16 protein-coding genes are annotated in these 15,316 nt (G+C 58.1%); 9 read left to right on the forward strand and 7 right to left on the reverse strand.

The window, feature by feature from the left end; all coding sequences use genetic code 11:
• Positions 1–79 precede the first annotated feature (79 nt).
• Positions 80–343 (forward strand): hypothetical protein, encoded by a 264-nt coding sequence (locus Q0837_RS04070; protein ID WP_298465605.1) that lies wholly within the window; start codon positions 80–82, stop codon positions 341–343.
• Between the two features lie 18 nt (positions 344–361).
• Here Q0837_RS04070 and Q0837_RS04075 read toward each other — a convergent pair whose 3' ends face one another.
• A complete protein-coding gene (locus Q0837_RS04075) occupies positions 362–1,756 on the reverse strand; it encodes an MFS transporter (RefSeq protein WP_298465608.1) in 1,395 nt (464 codons plus the stop codon).
• Positions 1,757–1,884: 128 nt separating this feature from the next.
• On the opposite strand from Q0837_RS04075, the gene pgsA reads away from it, so the two are divergent.
• Both pgsA and Q0837_RS04085 read left to right on the forward strand, forming a co-directional pair.
• Positions 1,885–2,493 carry a CDP-diacylglycerol--glycerol-3-phosphate 3-phosphatidyltransferase gene (pgsA, locus tag Q0837_RS04080; RefSeq protein ID WP_298465610.1) on the forward strand — a complete coding sequence of 203 codons (609 nt, stop codon included), beginning with the start codon at positions 1,885–1,887 and terminating at the stop codon, positions 2,491–2,493.
• Positions 2,494–2,503: 10 nt separating this feature from the next.
• A complete protein-coding gene (locus Q0837_RS04085; RefSeq protein ID WP_298465613.1) occupies positions 2,504–2,986 on the forward strand; it encodes a hypothetical protein in 483 nt (160 codons plus the stop codon).
• A 66-nt stretch (positions 2,987–3,052) separates the two neighbouring features.
• Here Q0837_RS04085 and Q0837_RS04090 read toward each other — a convergent pair whose 3' ends face one another.
• The 5 genes from Q0837_RS04090 to Q0837_RS04110 form a co-directional block, all read right to left on the reverse strand.
• Positions 3,053–3,568, reverse strand: a complete 516-nt coding sequence (locus Q0837_RS04090; protein WP_298465616.1) for a nuclear transport factor 2 family protein — start codon at positions 3,566–3,568, stop codon at positions 3,053–3,055.
• A 34-nt stretch (positions 3,569–3,602) separates the two neighbouring features.
• The gene (locus Q0837_RS04095; protein WP_298465619.1) at positions 3,603–4,940 is read right to left on the reverse strand and encodes an aromatic ring-hydroxylating dioxygenase subunit alpha; all 1,338 of its coding nucleotides are present in this window, start codon (positions 4,938–4,940) and stop codon (positions 3,603–3,605) included.
• Between the two features lie 179 nt (positions 4,941–5,119).
• Positions 5,120–6,016 (reverse strand): hydrogen peroxide-inducible genes activator, encoded by an 897-nt coding sequence (locus tag Q0837_RS04100; RefSeq protein WP_298465621.1) that lies wholly within the window; start codon positions 6,014–6,016, stop codon positions 5,120–5,122.
• Positions 6,017–6,020: 4 nt separating this feature from the next.
• Positions 6,021–7,223 (reverse strand): ribonuclease D, encoded by a 1,203-nt coding sequence (gene rnd, locus Q0837_RS04105; RefSeq protein ID WP_298465624.1) that lies wholly within the window; start codon positions 7,221–7,223, stop codon positions 6,021–6,023.
• A 188-nt stretch (positions 7,224–7,411) separates the two neighbouring features.
• Positions 7,412–7,900 (reverse strand): hypothetical protein, encoded by a 489-nt coding sequence (locus tag Q0837_RS04110; RefSeq protein ID WP_298465627.1) that lies wholly within the window; start codon positions 7,898–7,900, stop codon positions 7,412–7,414.
• 177 nt (positions 7,901–8,077) lie between these two features.
• On the opposite strand from Q0837_RS04110, the gene aspS reads away from it, so the two are divergent.
• Positions 8,078–9,880, forward strand: coding sequence for an aspartate--tRNA ligase (aspS, locus tag Q0837_RS04115; protein WP_298469766.1), 1,803 nt, complete (start codon positions 8,078–8,080; stop codon positions 9,878–9,880).
• 133 nt (positions 9,881–10,013) lie between these two features.
• On the opposite strand, the gene Q0837_RS04120 is transcribed toward aspS, so the two are convergent.
• Entirely contained in the window at positions 10,014–10,457 is a 444-nt protein-coding gene (locus tag Q0837_RS04120; RefSeq protein ID WP_298465629.1) for a PA2169 family four-helix-bundle protein, read from the reverse strand.
• Positions 10,458–10,702: 245 nt separating this feature from the next.
• Here Q0837_RS04120 and Q0837_RS04125 point away from each other — a divergent pair, with 245 nt between their 5' ends.
• The 5 genes from Q0837_RS04125 to mltG all read left to right on the forward strand — a co-directional run bounded on the left by Q0837_RS04125 (position 10,703) and on the right by mltG (position 15,253).
• Positions 10,703–11,698, forward strand: a complete 996-nt coding sequence (locus tag Q0837_RS04125) for a hypothetical protein (protein WP_298465632.1) — start codon at positions 10,703–10,705, stop codon at positions 11,696–11,698.
• 67 nt (positions 11,699–11,765) lie between these two features.
• The gene (locus tag Q0837_RS04130) at positions 11,766–12,563 is read left to right on the forward strand and encodes a hypothetical protein (RefSeq protein WP_298465634.1); all 798 of its coding nucleotides are present in this window, start codon (positions 11,766–11,768) and stop codon (positions 12,561–12,563) included.
• 93 nt (positions 12,564–12,656) lie between these two features.
• Complete coding sequence (locus tag Q0837_RS04135; protein ID WP_298465636.1) at positions 12,657–12,893, forward strand: acyl carrier protein; 237 nt, start codon at positions 12,657–12,659, stop codon at positions 12,891–12,893.
• Between the two features lie 127 nt (positions 12,894–13,020).
• Complete coding sequence (gene fabF, locus Q0837_RS04140) at positions 13,021–14,280, forward strand: beta-ketoacyl-ACP synthase II (protein WP_298465638.1); 1,260 nt, start codon at positions 13,021–13,023, stop codon at positions 14,278–14,280.
• Between the two features lie 4 nt (positions 14,281–14,284).
• Positions 14,285–15,253, forward strand: a complete 969-nt coding sequence (gene mltG, locus Q0837_RS04145) for an endolytic transglycosylase MltG (RefSeq protein WP_298465640.1) — start codon at positions 14,285–14,287, stop codon at positions 15,251–15,253.
• Positions 15,254–15,316 lie beyond the last annotated feature (63 nt).

Genomic DNA, 15,316 nt, shown 5'->3' on the forward strand with positions numbered 1-15,316 from the left:
GAGGGTGAATTGTCCCGCCTTGCGACAGTGGATGAGCGGAGGCTGTGCGCGGGTAAAGAAAGTGTTAACGCCTGCGGCTATGAAGTATCCAAAGCTCACCAGCGAACTGATCTCTGACGCGCAGCGCCGCCGCGAAGCGGGCGGGCCGTTCAAGCGCCGCGCTCTTGTCCTCACCGATGAAGAAGCGACGCATCCGTTCAGGGCGAACCTGCCGCCACATGTGAAGGATGATCTGCACGACATCCCGGCGGAAAGCCTTTGGGCGCTGACACAAGACGATGTGCGCGGCTTCGCCAGCACCTATTTCGCGGCGACCGCAGCGATCCTCGTCTTCATTATGTGATTTAGGCGCCGCACGCGCTTACTCGGCCAATTGCGCAGCCGCTTCTTTTTCAGCGCTGAACAGCAGCCAACCGAGCCACGCTGATACCACGGTCATTGCCGCCGCCAGCAGCAATTGCTCGGCCACCGGTATGCCCACCGCAGTCATGCCGATAGCGATCGCTGAACCCAGCACCATCGAGACCGAATTGACGATATTGTTCGCCGCAATCGTGCGTGAGGCCGCGTTGTGTTCGCAGCGCGTGGTGAGAAACGCGTAGAGCGGGACCACGAACATTCCTCCGGCCGTCGAAATGCCAAGCAGGATCAGCAGAAGCGGAACGGCAAGCGGTTCAAGGACCCATTGCTCGATCGGCAGCAATTCGCCCGCTTCGTTCGGTATCCATGCCCGCGACAGGATGTAGAACCCGAGCAGAAACCCGCCCATCACAACCACGCAGACGGGTGCAAAGCGGGCAGACACATCGCCTTTGAGCAGGGCGTTGATGGCGACCGATCCGACCGCAATACCGATAGAGAAGATCACGAGAAACAGGCTGGCAACTTCCGGTGTTGCGAGCAGTTGGTTCTTGGCGAGTGGCGGAAACTGGATGAAAAGCAGAGCGCCGATGGTCCAGAAAAAGCTGATGGCGATGATCGCGAACCAGATCTCGCGATTGTCCATAGTCTTCTTCACCAGCCGCCAGCTCATCACGACCTGGTCTGCCAGCGCGACAGGCACAAAACCCAGCCAACGCAGCAATGGGTTGCGCACCGTTTCCGCATACGGCTCGATCAAAGGGAAGTGCAGCTCATGATCGCCTTGCGGCGGGGCATCGGGAACGAAGCGGCTGACAAAGTAACCCACAATCGCCGTCACTACGACGAGCACAATGGCGAATTCGACGTCGATAAACCCTGCCAGGATCGTGCCGAGCAAGATCGCAATGTAGGTGCCCGCCTCGACCAGGCCGGTGCCGGGCAAGACTTCGTCTTTCTTCAGGTGCTGAGGCAGGATCGCGTATTTAATCGGGCCGAGAAACGAAGATTGCACGGCGGCGAGGAACACGACGAACAGCAAGAGCGGGATCGCCACCGTGTGCACCATGATGCCCTGCCACGCCATGTAGAGGCCCGCCGCGCCAAGCGACGCCCAGCCGATCTCGCATAATTTGACGATCCGGATGATCCGCGCCTTGTCTCGAGAATCCGCCAATTGTCCTGCAAGCGCGGAAAAAAGCACGAATGGGAGGATGAACAGGAGCGACGCGATTCCGCTGAAAAACGCCTCCTGCTTTTCATCACTATAGACCGAGTAGACGACGAACAGGACCAAAGCGGTCTTGTAGAGATTGTCGTTGAACGCGTTGAAGAACTGCGTGACCATCAACGGCAGAAAGCGCTTGCGGCGCATAAGGTGCGTCGATGTCGTCATTAAACCTAGTTAAGCAGCGTCCCCAGAAGCGCGAGACATAGCGATCACCCCAACATTCACAAGAGCGTTCACAAGCGCCCCAGATACTCTTTTACGCTGCGTCACACCGCGCTAGAGGCGACAGGTACATGTTGACGCTTCCTAATATCCTAACGCTGTCGCGAATTCTGGCGTTGCCTTTGCTCGGGTTCTTCCTGTGGTGGCCGGATTGGAAGCTTGGCTATGCGATTGGCTTTGTGCTGTATGGCCTCATCGGGATCACCGATTTTTTCGACGGCTACCTCGCGCGGGCGCAGGGAACGGTATCGAAACTCGGAATTTTCCTCGATCCGATCGCTGACAAGATCATGGTCGCAACTGTGATCCTAGTCCTGACGGCGCAAGGATATCTGCGCGGACCGTATGTGGGCGACATGCATGTGATCGCTGGGCTGATCATCCTGATCCGAGAGATCGCCGTTTCGGGTCTGCGCGAATTTCTCGGGGGGCTGCAAGTTTCGGTCCCGGTATCCAAGCTGGCGAAATGGAAGACGGCGTTCCAACTGATAGCGCTCGGCGCGCTGATTGGTGGCGGAGCGGTGCACGGCCAGCCGTGCCAAGTGCCCGGCGACGCCTGCGCTTCGGTGGCCGAGACTTGGATCCACCTGATCGGCCTATCGACGCTATGGGCGGCGGCGGTCCTGACCTGCATTACCGGCTGGGACTACCTGCGGGTTGGTCTTAAGCATATGGATTGAGGGATACGTTATGGCTGCATTTTTCAGAAAACTGTTCGGCGATAAACAGAACGCGCCAGCCACAAGCGAGATGCCTGAGAGCATCGAACAAGGCATGCAGTGGCAAGCGGAAGACTTTGTTCGCGCCTTTTCGCAACCAGATGCACCAATCGATGGAAGTTGTCTCGACTACAGTTCAGCCTCGTTGGATGAGGTTGATCGTTTGCTCGACAATGTTCACTGTCACGGTCAGGAATTGCCTGACGATCTTCACTTTCTGATTTCGGCCTACGTATTCGAGGTAGCTCGCCGCGAGTTCGGTGGACGTTATCTTCGTGGTGACGAGAAGGACCCATTCGTGCTTGTCATGGGCAAAGAAGACGCGAGCGTGGGCCTGTGCGTCATGTCAAAGGTTCGTGGACGAGCCATAAACGGTAACGAAGACAACATCCCGTTTTTCTATGCGGGCATTGCTCCAGCAATCGATCGAGGAGTGCCAGCCACTCTAATCTGAAGTTCAATCAATGGGCCAGCAGCCGTCGAGAAAGCCACCCAAATAAATGTACCTACGCGGCGCAGATCACCCAGCGCCTCTCAAATGCGCATAAGACAGATCGCCTGACCCGCGCACACCATAATCGCTTGGGTTTTCGGGATCATCGCGGTCCCAGCCATCGGTGCAGGGCTGGGTGCTGTTCCAATCATAGACGGCGTGGCGATGACTGATTTTCCAGACGCCGTCGCGCCGCTCGAAGCGATCCAGATAGCGACCAGCCGCGATCATCAGGACATCGCCATCTGGCGTCGCAATGGTGTGGTGGGCGACGAAATAGCTTTCTCCAGATGCGCGGTCGCCATCCAATTCTATGATCGACTGTCCGATGACGTGTTGAGTGCGCTTCATCGTGTCGAGCACAGGCATCACCCACTCGATGAAGTCGGCTGCGGTGCCCTTGAACAGTCCGTGATCATCGGTTGCGCCGGGATGAAAGCAATCCCGCACAATCTCGGCATCGCAGCGGTCGATCCCGCGCGCCATCCGCGCGACAACTTCTATACATTCAAGCTTGTCGGCGACATCTTCCAAACGGCTCATCGTTGAGACCTTTCGTGCGTTGGAACAGAGGGCTCTAGCGCGCCATCCATGTATCAAGCGTCTCATGGAAATATCGCATCCGGCTTTCCTGCGAGGCAAGGTAATCGCGCTTGTACCCACGCGAATGCAGGCCGCGTTGCTGCTGCGGCCATATCTCCAGATCCTCGTCGATCGCAGGGCCGGTTGTGACCTGATCAGCAGGCCCTTGCATGTGCGGCACTTCGGCCTCGGTCGAGATCGTCTCGCCCATCACATAGGAGTAATATTCGGTCTGACCTTTGGCGAAGAGCACCATGAACCACATGTCGAACAAACACTTCTCCGGGTCGCTCGGGTGCGGGCGGGCACGCAGCCAGATATTGCTTTCCGGCTTCAGGCTGAACGAGAGGTTGGGGAAGATCGTGTAGTGCCAGTTATCGGTCAGTTGCTCGTCGTGATAGGTTGAGAAGTCATACCCCTTTTCTGCGCCCAGCTTGCGCTTGGCCTTTTGCAGATCCTTGCGGATGTTGCAGGTTCTACCGCCGCGATAATCGTCTGGATTGAGCTCCCAGAACTCCATCTCACCCGCCATTTTCTCCAGCGTTTCTTTCTCACCGCCCTTGAGCGCCGCAGCCGGACCTCCGCCCGGCATCAACATGCGGCAATGGCCTTGCGGGTAGTGATCGAACTGGCACCCTTCGCGACCGTATTCGAGCGTGTGGACTGCGCCCGGATGGACGAACGGCACGTGGTAGGATTCGCTGAAATTGTCCTGCACCAACTTCCAGTTGAAATCGCCTTCGACCGTCACCCAATGGGTACGGCGAAAATCGGTCATGGGATATGTGTCAATCTGGTCGGCAATCGGGCCGAGATACTCGCGTAGCGGCACGCAATCATCGTCCATATTGTACCATACAAAGCCTGCCCAAACTTCGCACTGCATCTCGACCAGATTGAGTTTCCCGCAGGGGCTGCCCTGAACGAAATCGGCCTCGTCAGGGACGGACTTCAGCGTGCCTTTCAGGTCATAGGCCCAAGCGTGATAGGGGCATACCAGCCGTTTGGCGTTGCCGCTTTCGTCCTTCATCAGTTCCAGACCGCGATGCTGGCAGACATTGTAGAAGGCGCGGATCTGTCCGTCGTCACCGTGAACGCAGAGGATACGTTCCCGTCCTAGTGATGTTGTCGTGTAATCGCCTTTGTTTTGCAGCTCGCGTTCCAGACAGGCGATCTGCCAGGTCTTGGTCCAAACCTTGTCCCACTCTTCATCCATGAAGGTCTTGGAGAAATATCGATCGGGCGTGATTGGGCTACCGCGCAATTCCGGTTCTGGCTGCTTGGAAATGTCGGCCAGTTGTTTGTTCAAATCACGCGGATCGTAATCGGCCATCGCTGTGCTCCTCGCCTGGCGCCGCCAAATATTTTGATAGCCCGCAGGTCTTTTTCTGGACGGCTATTCCATGGCTTGAAGCGCGCTGATCTTGAGCACTTGCGATAGCAATTCTGGAGCGGCTTGGACCCTAGCTAATTTGACGCGGTAGGGTGGGGGCTTGCCGAAAACTGACGCGTTCAACCGGCGCGCAATTCCTCGGCCAGCAATCGGAAGTCTGCTTCGCGCGGTGAATTTTTCCGCCAAACCAGCACGATCTCACGCTTGGCCGTGTCGCTCTTGACCGGACGGGCGACGACTTCAGTTCCCGCCAATATCCCGGCATCGAGCGCCATTTCAGGCAACATCGTCAGGCCCAGATCATTATCGACCAATTGCACCAAAGTGTGCAGGCTGGTGCCGATCATCGCCGCGCTGGAACGCAATTCGGAACGATTGCAGGCGGCCAATGCGTGATCGCGCAGGCAGTGACCGTCTTCAAGCAGCAGCAAACGCCCCTGGTCGATCATGTCCGGCGGAATTTGCGCAGGCGGATCGCGCGGATCATCCTTCGGAAAGGCGACGAACAGGCGGTCGTCGGCGATGTGCTCAACCTCGACCTCGCCGGTATCGAAGGGAAGGGCAAGCAACACGCAATCGACTCGCCCGTGCTGGAGCGATTCAACCGCATCCTGACTGGTTTCCTCGCGCAACATCAATTGCAGATCGGGGCGCTCTTTCTTCAGGCGCGGCAGGATGCGCGGTAGCATGAAAGGTGCGATTGTCGGGATCACGCTCATCCGCAACATACCGGACAGCGGCGTGCCAGCAGCTTGGACAAGGTCCGACAGTTCCTCGGCCTCGCGCAGCAGCCGGTTGGCCTTCGCCACCACCTGATCGCCCAGCGATGTAAATCGAACCACGCGGCGGCTGCGTTCGACCAGCGTCACGCCGAGCAGCGATTCCAGTTCGCGAATGCCTGCCGACAGCGTCGATTGCGACACGAAGCTGGCATCGGCGGCTTTGCCAAAATGGCCATGTTCGTGCAGCGCGACGAGGTACTGCAGCTGCTTGATCGTAGGGAGGTAGGTGCTCACGCGCCTATTCCGCAGCCAGCGCTTCTTCCATGCTGGCTTGCATGTCGTCGATGTGGGTCATCTTGAGCTTGCCGTCCTGCACCGCAAAGGCGAGCTTGCCTTCGACCAGTTCCAGCGCGTCCTTGCCGAACACGTCATAGCGCCAGCCCTTAAGGACCTTGAGGTCGCGGACACCGGCGGCAAGCGCTTCCATTTCATCCGCACGCGTTAGAAGGCGCGCTGCCACGTCGATTTCGCGGGCGCGGATTTTCAGCAGCAGCTTGAGCAGGTCGGCAACCAACGCTCCCTCTTTGCCGAGCGGCGCGCCGCGCTTCATTTTCTCGGGCATTTCCGACTTCGACAGAGGTTCTGCCTCGGCCGCGACCCGCATCATCCGTTTTCCGATATCGTTGTCCCTCCACGCCGCCGAAAGGCCGCGGACCTTTGCGAGGTCGGCTTGCTTCTTGGGCGGATGGCTGGCGATGTCTGCCAGCGTTTCGTCGCGCATGATCCGTCCGCGCGGGATATTCTTGTGCTGCGCTTCGCCTTCGCGCCATGCAGCGAGCGCCTTGAGTCGTCCGAGAACCTGCGCATTCCGCCCGGGGGAGCGAATGCGTTTCCACGATGTATCGGGATCGATCAGATAGTTCGAAGCATCCGCGAGCTTCTCCATCTCGGCGTCGAGCCAAGCGCCACGGCCGGTCTTGATCAGCTTCTTGAGGATCTTGGGAAAGATCTTCGACAAATGCGTCACATCGCCAATCGCGTATTCGATCTGCCTATCAGTGAGCGGACGGCGGCTCCAATCGGTGAAGCGCGCGCCCTTGTCGATCTGGATGTTGAGCCATGTGTCGACGAGGTTTGCATAGCCGATTTGCTCTGACTGGCTGATCGCCATCATTGCAATTTGTGTGTCGAAGATCGGGAAGGGCGTCTTGCCGGTCAGGTTGACGATAATCTCAACATCCTGCCCGCCTGCATGGAAGACTTTGAGGACTTCCTCATTCTCACACATCAGATCGAGCAATGGCGTCAGGTCGATGCCTTCGGCCAGGGGATCGATGGCGGCGGCTTCTTCGGTGTTGGCGATCTGGACCAGGCACAGTTCAGGCCAGTATGTGTTCTCGCGCATGAATTCGGTGTCGACAGCGACGAATTCGGACTTCGCAAGACGCTCGCACAAATCGGCCAAAGCGTCGGTAGTGGTAATCAGATCATGTATTTTCATATCAACTTCGTTTGTTTGAGCGGAGTGCCGCTCTCGGGATGAATCCCATGGAATCGCAGCGCCAGTGCAGCGACCGCGCGCATAGCGTTGTACCCCTGAAAAGGGAAAGAGTTTAGGTGTTGGCGGGCGATGCCCACAGATGTCTAGATTTGCGTTCCGGGACGCTGGCCGAGTTATGCCGCATAGGTCTATTGTTCCACGTCTACCGAAACGTAGTCCTGATCGCACTGGTCTGTGATTTCCGCCAGGCCTTCGCCGACTTCCATAATGTCCTCGTTTGCTTCAATCGCTTCGATGTCGCTCGCAACCTTCTGGGAGATATTTTTCCGTGTTGCTTCGTCGAGAGGGCGGGCGGCGACCATTTGGTCGATCAGCACGCCGAACTCTTCGCTCGAGGACTGCGAGGCAGCAGCGAGAGCTTCTATTTCTGACTTCCTTCCAGGATCATCCTCGAATTCGGCAATCACTCCATACAGCGTCGCCAAACGCTCTTCCGCGGCCATACAACGGCTGGCATCAATGAAGCCGGCATCAGAAAGATCCATTTCAGGTTCGGCAAGATCTGTCGTTGTTTCCTGCGGTGTGGATTCTGTGCCATCAGCCGGAGCTGCCGGGTCGCGGGTATCACAACCGCTCAGTGCCAGTAACAGGAAACCGATCGAAAAGATTTTGCGCATGCCGCACCTCCGGGAAAAATGTCTGCCCCAATAAGAAGCGTGGAAACGGTCGAAACTGGATCATAGTTGTTCTTCGGAACACAAGTCGGTGCAAAAGGGGTGACGACAATGGGGTGAGCCGCTAGACGCCGCGCCGAACCAATCACCTCTTAATTTATGAAACCTACTCACATGACTATGCACCAATATCGCTCGCACACCTGCGCACAGCTTTCTGCTGAAAATGTCGGCGAAACCGTTCGCCTTTCGGGCTGGGTCCACCGGAAACGCGATCATGGCGGCGTGTTGTTCGTCGATTTGCGCGATCACTACGGCATCACCCAGATTGTAGCGGATGAGGATTCGCCCGCTTTGGCGGTGTTCGAAAGCCTGCGCGCCGAGTCAGTCGTGACTATCGATGGTGATGTGAAGGCACGCACGCCTGAGACCGTGAATGCAGACCTGCCGACCGGCGAGATCGAAGTGTTTGCGCGCTCCATCACGGTGCAAAGCGCGGCAGAAGAGTTGCCGATGCCGGTCGCTGGAGAGCAGGACTATCCCGATGAAATCCGCCTCAAATACCGCTTCCTGGATCTGCGCCGCGAGACGATGCATCGCAATATCATGCTGCGTAGCCAGGTGATCGCCTCGATCCGTAACCGCATGGTCGAGCAGGGCTTTACCGAGTTCCAGACCCCGATTCTGACCGCTTCCAGCCCGGAAGGCGCGCGTGACTTCCTCGTGCCAAGTCGGATGCATCCGGGCAATTTTTATGCGCTTCCGCAGGCGCCGCAGATGTTCAAGCAGATGCTGATGGTGTCGGGCTTTGACCGCTACTTCCAGATCGCGCCGTGTTTCCGCGACGAAGATCTGCGCGCCGATCGCAGCCTCGAATTTTACCAACTCGATTTCGAGATGAGTTTCGTCACACAGGAAGACGTTTTTCAGGCGCTGGAACCAGTGCTTGGCGGGCTTTTCGCTGAATTTGCGGGTGGCAAGCGCGTAACACCGGTCGGCGAGTTCCCGCGCATTCCGTATTCCGAAGCGATGCTCAAATACGGCACCGACAAACCGGACCTGCGCAACCCGCTTATTATCAGCGATGTCACAAGCCATTTCGAGAAATCGGGCTTCGGCCTGTTCGAAAAGATCGTTGGCGGCGGCGGCTGTGTCCGCGTGATCCCCGCACCCAAGACCAACGAGAAGAGTCGCAAGTTCTTCGACGATATGAACAATTGGGCGCGCAGTGAAGGTTTCGCCGGGCTCGGTTATGTCACCCGCAAGGGCGGTGAGTTCGGCGGCCCGATCGCCAAGAACCATGGCCCTGAACGGATGGAAGAGCTCTACAACGAGCTTGGTCTCGGCCCGGATGACGGCCTGTTCTTCGCCGCGGGCAAGGAAAAGGACGCGGCCAAGCTGGCCGGTGCCGCCCGCACGCAGATTGGCGAGCAACTGGAACTGATCGAGCAGGGCTGTTTCAAGTTCTGCTGGATCGTCGATTTCCCGATGTTCGAATATGACGAAGATGCCAAGAAGGTCGATTTCAGTCACAACCCGTTCTCCATGCCGCAGGGCGAGATGGAAGCGCTGGAGGCTATGGACCCGCTCGAAATCAAGGCGTGGCAGTACGACATCGTCTGCAACGGCTATGAACTGTCTTCAGGCGCGATCCGGAACCACCGCCCGGATATCATGTACAAGGCGTTCGAGATCGCAGGTTATGACAAGGCAACCGTGGACCGCGAATTTTCCGGCATGATCGAAGCGTTCAAATTGGGCGCGCCGCCGCATGGCGGGTCGGCGCCTGGGATTGACCGGATCGTCATGCTGCTCGCCGGTGAAGAAGCGATCCGCGAAGTCATCGCCTTCCCGATGAACCAGAAGGGCGAAGACCTGATGATGGGCGCGCCGTCCAAGGCCGAACTGCCGCAGCTGCGCGAATTGCAGATCCGTGTAATTGAGCCGCCAAAAACTGACTCTAAACCCACGACCGAAAGCTGATCCGCACAACAAAATGGGCGCCCGGAATAGTCCGAGCGCCCCAGTTGTGAGGAACTTTATTGTTATGTTGTGAAGCGCGGAGCGCGCGTCGCCTCACTCCCCAGTAGGGCGGGCACTCAACGCGCTGTCCATGTTACGCGTATTGCTCTTCCAGCATGTCCGCGAAACGTTCGCCTTCGCGCACATCGCGATAGGCCGTTTCGATCAGCGTGCGCGTATCCGGGTCGAGCTCGACATCCTCATCCGTGAGTGCGTCGCGGAACTTCTCGGCGAGGTATTCTTCGCCTTCTTCCACGCGCTCAATCGCGGCTTCGTTGCTGTCGGTCAGCGCGTTCGCGATCGAAAGGAAGGTCTGATGGGCCGAACCTTCGATGCTGACGGCGGTGATGGGTTGCTCGCCCTTCGCCTGCAGCGCGTCGTTCATTTTGTTGAGTATCTGCGCTCGATCGCCGCTGCGGCGGGAGAACGCTTGTTTGATGGTCGGGCTCTCGACCTTCTCGGCGGCCTTTCGATAGCCTTCGACAGAATCGTAAGTGGTTTGGGTAAGGTCTTTCAGCAGTTCAACAGTGTTAGTCATGGGTCTCCTTGATAGGGTTGCTATTGTGTGTAGCGGACGCTGATTGCGCCGCGCTTACAATAACTTAATGGGTGAGGCGCGGAAAAGGTCCGAGCGGTTCGCTAGGGCGTTCATCAGGTGCGATGGGCCGAAATCGCGCTTTAAGCCCGCCTGAGCGCACTTCGATCCGGTGGAACGTCGCGCAATTCAGCTGGCCTTCACGCGGACCTTCCGACATTATCAAACGGACGTCTTCGGGGGCAAAGATGATGAATTTTCGCAAATTTCTTGCTGGTGCAGTTGTGGGCAGCATGGGTTTGATCAGCACAAGCGCGACAGCAGAAGTGATCGCGGCCGATGGGTTTTCGCCTGCGAGCAGCGATGCAGGTCTGGGCATTGAGACCATCGCTGTTGAGAGGATGGACGGCACGGAGGGGTCGAAAGTCGCCTTTGAGCTGAAAGAGGCGATCGACGGCCTTCGTCTGGATGATGAGCAATGGTTCGAGATCGTCCCGACTTCTGCCGAATATGTCGATGCGACCTTTCGTGGCTCTGCCGATAGCAGCTCATCGATCACCGAGTTGGATGACAAAAAGGTCACAACATGCGCGGAGAAAGATGACGATGGCGACTGTATCCGCAACAAGGTCTCCTATTACAGTTGCAGCAGTTACGAGGTGTCGTTGCGCTACGATATCGAACTGATCGGTTCGGATGGGCTGGTGCTCTATTCCGTCCGCGACGAAGATTCGAGCTCGACAGATTACTGCACAGACGAGGAATCGAGGCCATCAGTCCAGCGCATGACCGATAGACTGGCTGGCGCTTTGGCAACGCGCACAAGGTGGGCGTTGGCTCCGCGGTACTTCCGCTCCGACTACAGGTTGCTGGAGCGTCGCAAGGGGCTTGAGAAGGCGGATCGCAAGCTCTTCAAGCAGGGCCTCAAATTGACGAAAAGCGATGCAGCAGCGGCGTGTGAGGTTTTTGAAGGGTTAGAGGCGAACAATCCGCAACAAGTCTCCGTCCTGTTTAACATTGGCCTGTGTCACGAAAGCCGGAGGGACTTCGCTCTAGCGAAGACATATTATCAGCGCGCTGAGAATATCGAACCTGGCAAATGGATGACGGCGGAATCGCTTGAGCGCGTTGCCAACCGGATCGAAGCAGAGGCTCAGTTCGCGCGGCGCAAGGATTTCTTGGAAAGTCGGTACGCCGAGGCACCGGCGTCGCCAGAAACTACCGATCTGACGAATGCTGAATGAAATGGCTTTGAAGCCACAAAGATCCTTGAAGGCGTAACCGGAGATGGGAGCAGGGCGAACAAGAGGCATGAGAACCACCCGCCGCTCTGCAATTTTCGGAGGCCTCGCCGCTGCTACAGGCGTTAGTGCAGCAGGCCAGACCCTTGCCGGCTGCGCGCCGTCCGAGACGCTCTCCGGTGACCAGCTTACGAAGGTGACCGTACTGGGCGTGATCCACCGCACCCATCGCACCAGCAGCGCCTATTCCCTGGATGTGCTGCGCGAAGCCGTGCGCCGCGCCGAACCCAATGTAATCCTGACCGAAATTCCGCCGGACCGGATCGGAGAGGCCAAGCGCGGCTTTGCCGAAACCGGCGAAGTGACCGAGCCGCGTGCCCGGGTATTCCCCGAATACACCGATGTCGTTTTCCCGCTTTCGCGCGAAATGGATTTCGAAATGCTCGGCACGGCTGGCTGGACGCAGAAGATTGCCGATGATCGCGGTGTTGCTCTCAAAGCTATCGAAAATGATCCGGCGCGCGCTTCACAATGGGAAGAGCACGAGGAAGCGCGGGCAGAATATTCGAACAAAGTGCGTGGTCGCGGCGATGATCCGGCATTTATCCACACGCCTGAATACGATGTTCAAGTGCAGCAGGCGCAGACCCCGTACCAGATATATTTCGACGGTGATCTCGGTTCCGGCGGCTGGACGAAAATCAACCGCGCGCACACCGATTTGATCAACACCGCGCTCGATTCGATCAGCGGACAGGGCCTGAACGCCCTTGTTATGTTCGGTGCATGGCATAAATACATGATCGAGCGTTCGTTGGCGTTTCGGGGCGATATTGAACTGCGCGATGCAACCGCGTTGTTCGACTGACCTGTTGCGGCAATTCGATCACCACTTGCGCTCAATCGCGCCCTTGATTAGGGCGAGAGCCAATTCTTAACCCCCAATTCAAGAGGGACACACATGAGCGATACTGCCGACCGCGTGCAGAAAATTGTCGTTGAGCACCTTGGCGTCGAAGCCGATAAGGTAGCTCAGGATGCGAGCTTCATCGATGATCTGGGCGCTGACAGCCTCGACATCGTCGAACTGGTGATGGCGTTCGAAGAGGAATTCGGTGTCGAAATCCCCGACGATGCGGCTGAGAAAATCACCACCGTCGGCGACGCGACGAAATATATCGAAGACAACAAGGGCTGATTGCCCATCGGATGCCCGCTTTTCCGCGGGCAACTGACCAACAGGCCCGAGCCCGAACAGGGTCGCGGGCCTGTAGCGTTTTTGCCGCGAACGCGCGGCGTAGGCGCAGGAGACGAAAGGGATTCGAATGCGGCGTGTGGTTGTAACCGGGCTTGGCCTCGTCACTCCTCTTGGCGGGGACGTCGAAACCAGCTGGAAAAACCTGATTGCAGGCGAAAGCGGTGCCGGACAGATCACCCGCTTCGATACCGAGGGGCAGAAATGCACCATTGCTTGCGAAGTGAAGGGCAAGGACCATCCCTGGGGCTTCGACGCTGACAAGCGCGTCGATCACAAGGTTCAGCGCCAAGTTGATCCATTCATCGTGTACGGCATCGATGCCGCCGGACAGGCGCTCGAGCACGCCGGTCTGACCGACATGACCGACGCGGAGAAAGAGCGCACCGGTTGCTCGATCGGCGCAGGTATCGGCGGTCTTCCTGGGATCGAGAGTGAAAGCATCGTGCTGCATGAGCGCGGGCCAACCCGCGTTTCGCCGCACTTTGTGCATGGCCGCCTGATCAACCTCGTCACCGGACAGGTGCAGATCAAATACGGATTCATGGGGCCGAACCACGCTGTCGTGACCGCGTGTTCCACCGGCGCGCACTCGATCGGCGATGCCGCACGTATGATCGCGATGGACGATGCCGACGTGATGTTGGCGGGCGGGGCGGAAAGCACCATCAATCCGCTCGGGATCGCAGGTTTCGCTCAGGCGCGCGCTCTCAACATGAGCATGAATGACCGCCCGATCGAGGCGAGCCGTCCCTATGACAGGGACCGTGACGGCTTTGTGATGGGCGAGGGCGCCGGTGTCGTCGTTTTGGAAGAGTATGAGCGGGCGAAGGCACGCGGAGCAACAATCTATGCTGAAGTGACCGGATATGGCCTTTCGGGCGATGCTTACCACGTCACAGCCCCGCACCCCGAAGGCAAGGGCGCTGAACTGGCAATGCGAATGGCGCTCAAGAAAGCGGGCCTCGGCCCCGGCGATATCGATTACGTCAACGCGCACGGTACCTCGACAATGGCCGATACGATTGAGCTTGCTGCGGTAAAGCGTGTGCTGGGCGATGATCTCGGCGGAGCGTCCATGAGCTCGACCAAGTCGGCAATCGGGCACTTGCTTGGCGGTGCTGGCGCGGTCGAGGCCGTGTTCTGCGTTCTCGCCATGCGCGACGGTGTTGTTCCGCCTACACTCAATCTTCGCAATCCCGACGAAGGCACTGAAGGTATTGACTTAGTCCCACTAAAGGCGAGGCAGCGTGACGTCCGCGCAGTCCTCAATAACAGCTTCGGTTTCGGGGGTACCAACGCCTCTGTAATCATGCAGAAGATCGATTGATCGGATGAAGAAGCTCGGTCTTGTCGCCGGGTTGGTGATCGCCGCGTTTGTCGCGGTGGGCGTCTATTTGGGCAGCACCATGCTGGGCGGCGCGACCGTAAAGGTCGAATCCAGCTTTGTGATCCCTGCCGGAGCTTCCGTAAGCGCAGTTGCGCAAAAGCTTGAAGACGAAGGGCATATCATTTCGGCAGACGGCTTTGTGCTGCGGGCCAAGCTGCTGGGCTCTTCCGACCCCATCCAGGCTGGCGAGTTCAAGCTTGCTCCCGGAATGTCGCAGGCGCAGATCCTGCAAGCTTTCCAATCGGGCGATGTGATCCGCCGCTTCATCACCATTCCTGAAGGCATGCCATCGATCATGGTTCAGGAAAGATTGATGGCAGAAGAGTTGCTTACGGGCGATATTGAAGCCCCTCTCGAGGGTTCGATCCTGCCCGATACCTATGCCTTCGAACGCGGGCAAAGCCGGGCTTCACTGATCGAGCAGATGCAACTGGCGATGGACAAATACCTCGCTGAAGCATGGGCTGAGCGCGGACCTGATATCGCCGTGGAGACCATGCGCGATGCGCTCATCCTGGCGTCGGTAGTAGAGAAAGAAACCGGCAAGCCGTCAGAGCGCCGGATGGTGGCCGGTCTCTATTCGAACCGCGTGAAGACGGGCATGCTACTTCAGGCCGATCCGACGATCATCTACCCTATCACAAAGGGCAAGCCACTCGGGCGCCGCATTCGCCAATCGGAGATAGCCGCGGTCAACGGTTACAACACCTACACCCGCGTCGGCTTGCCAGAGGGTCCGATCACCAATCCGGGGCGCGAGAGCATCGCCGCGGTGCTCAACCCCGAAACGACCAGCGCACTGTTCATGGTCGCCGATGGCACTGGCGGGCACATGTTCGCCGACACACTGGCCGAGCACAACGCCAACGTTGAAAAGTGGTACGCCATCCGCCGTGAGCGCGGTGAAATGTGAACAGGACAACTGGGAATGGAAATGTGCCAACGCGCTGACAATGCTCGACGGTCCTCGGCGAAC

The organism is uncultured Erythrobacter sp. (genome assembly GCF_947499705.1).
Classification (GTDB): Bacteria; Pseudomonadota; Alphaproteobacteria; order Sphingomonadales; family Sphingomonadaceae; genus Erythrobacter.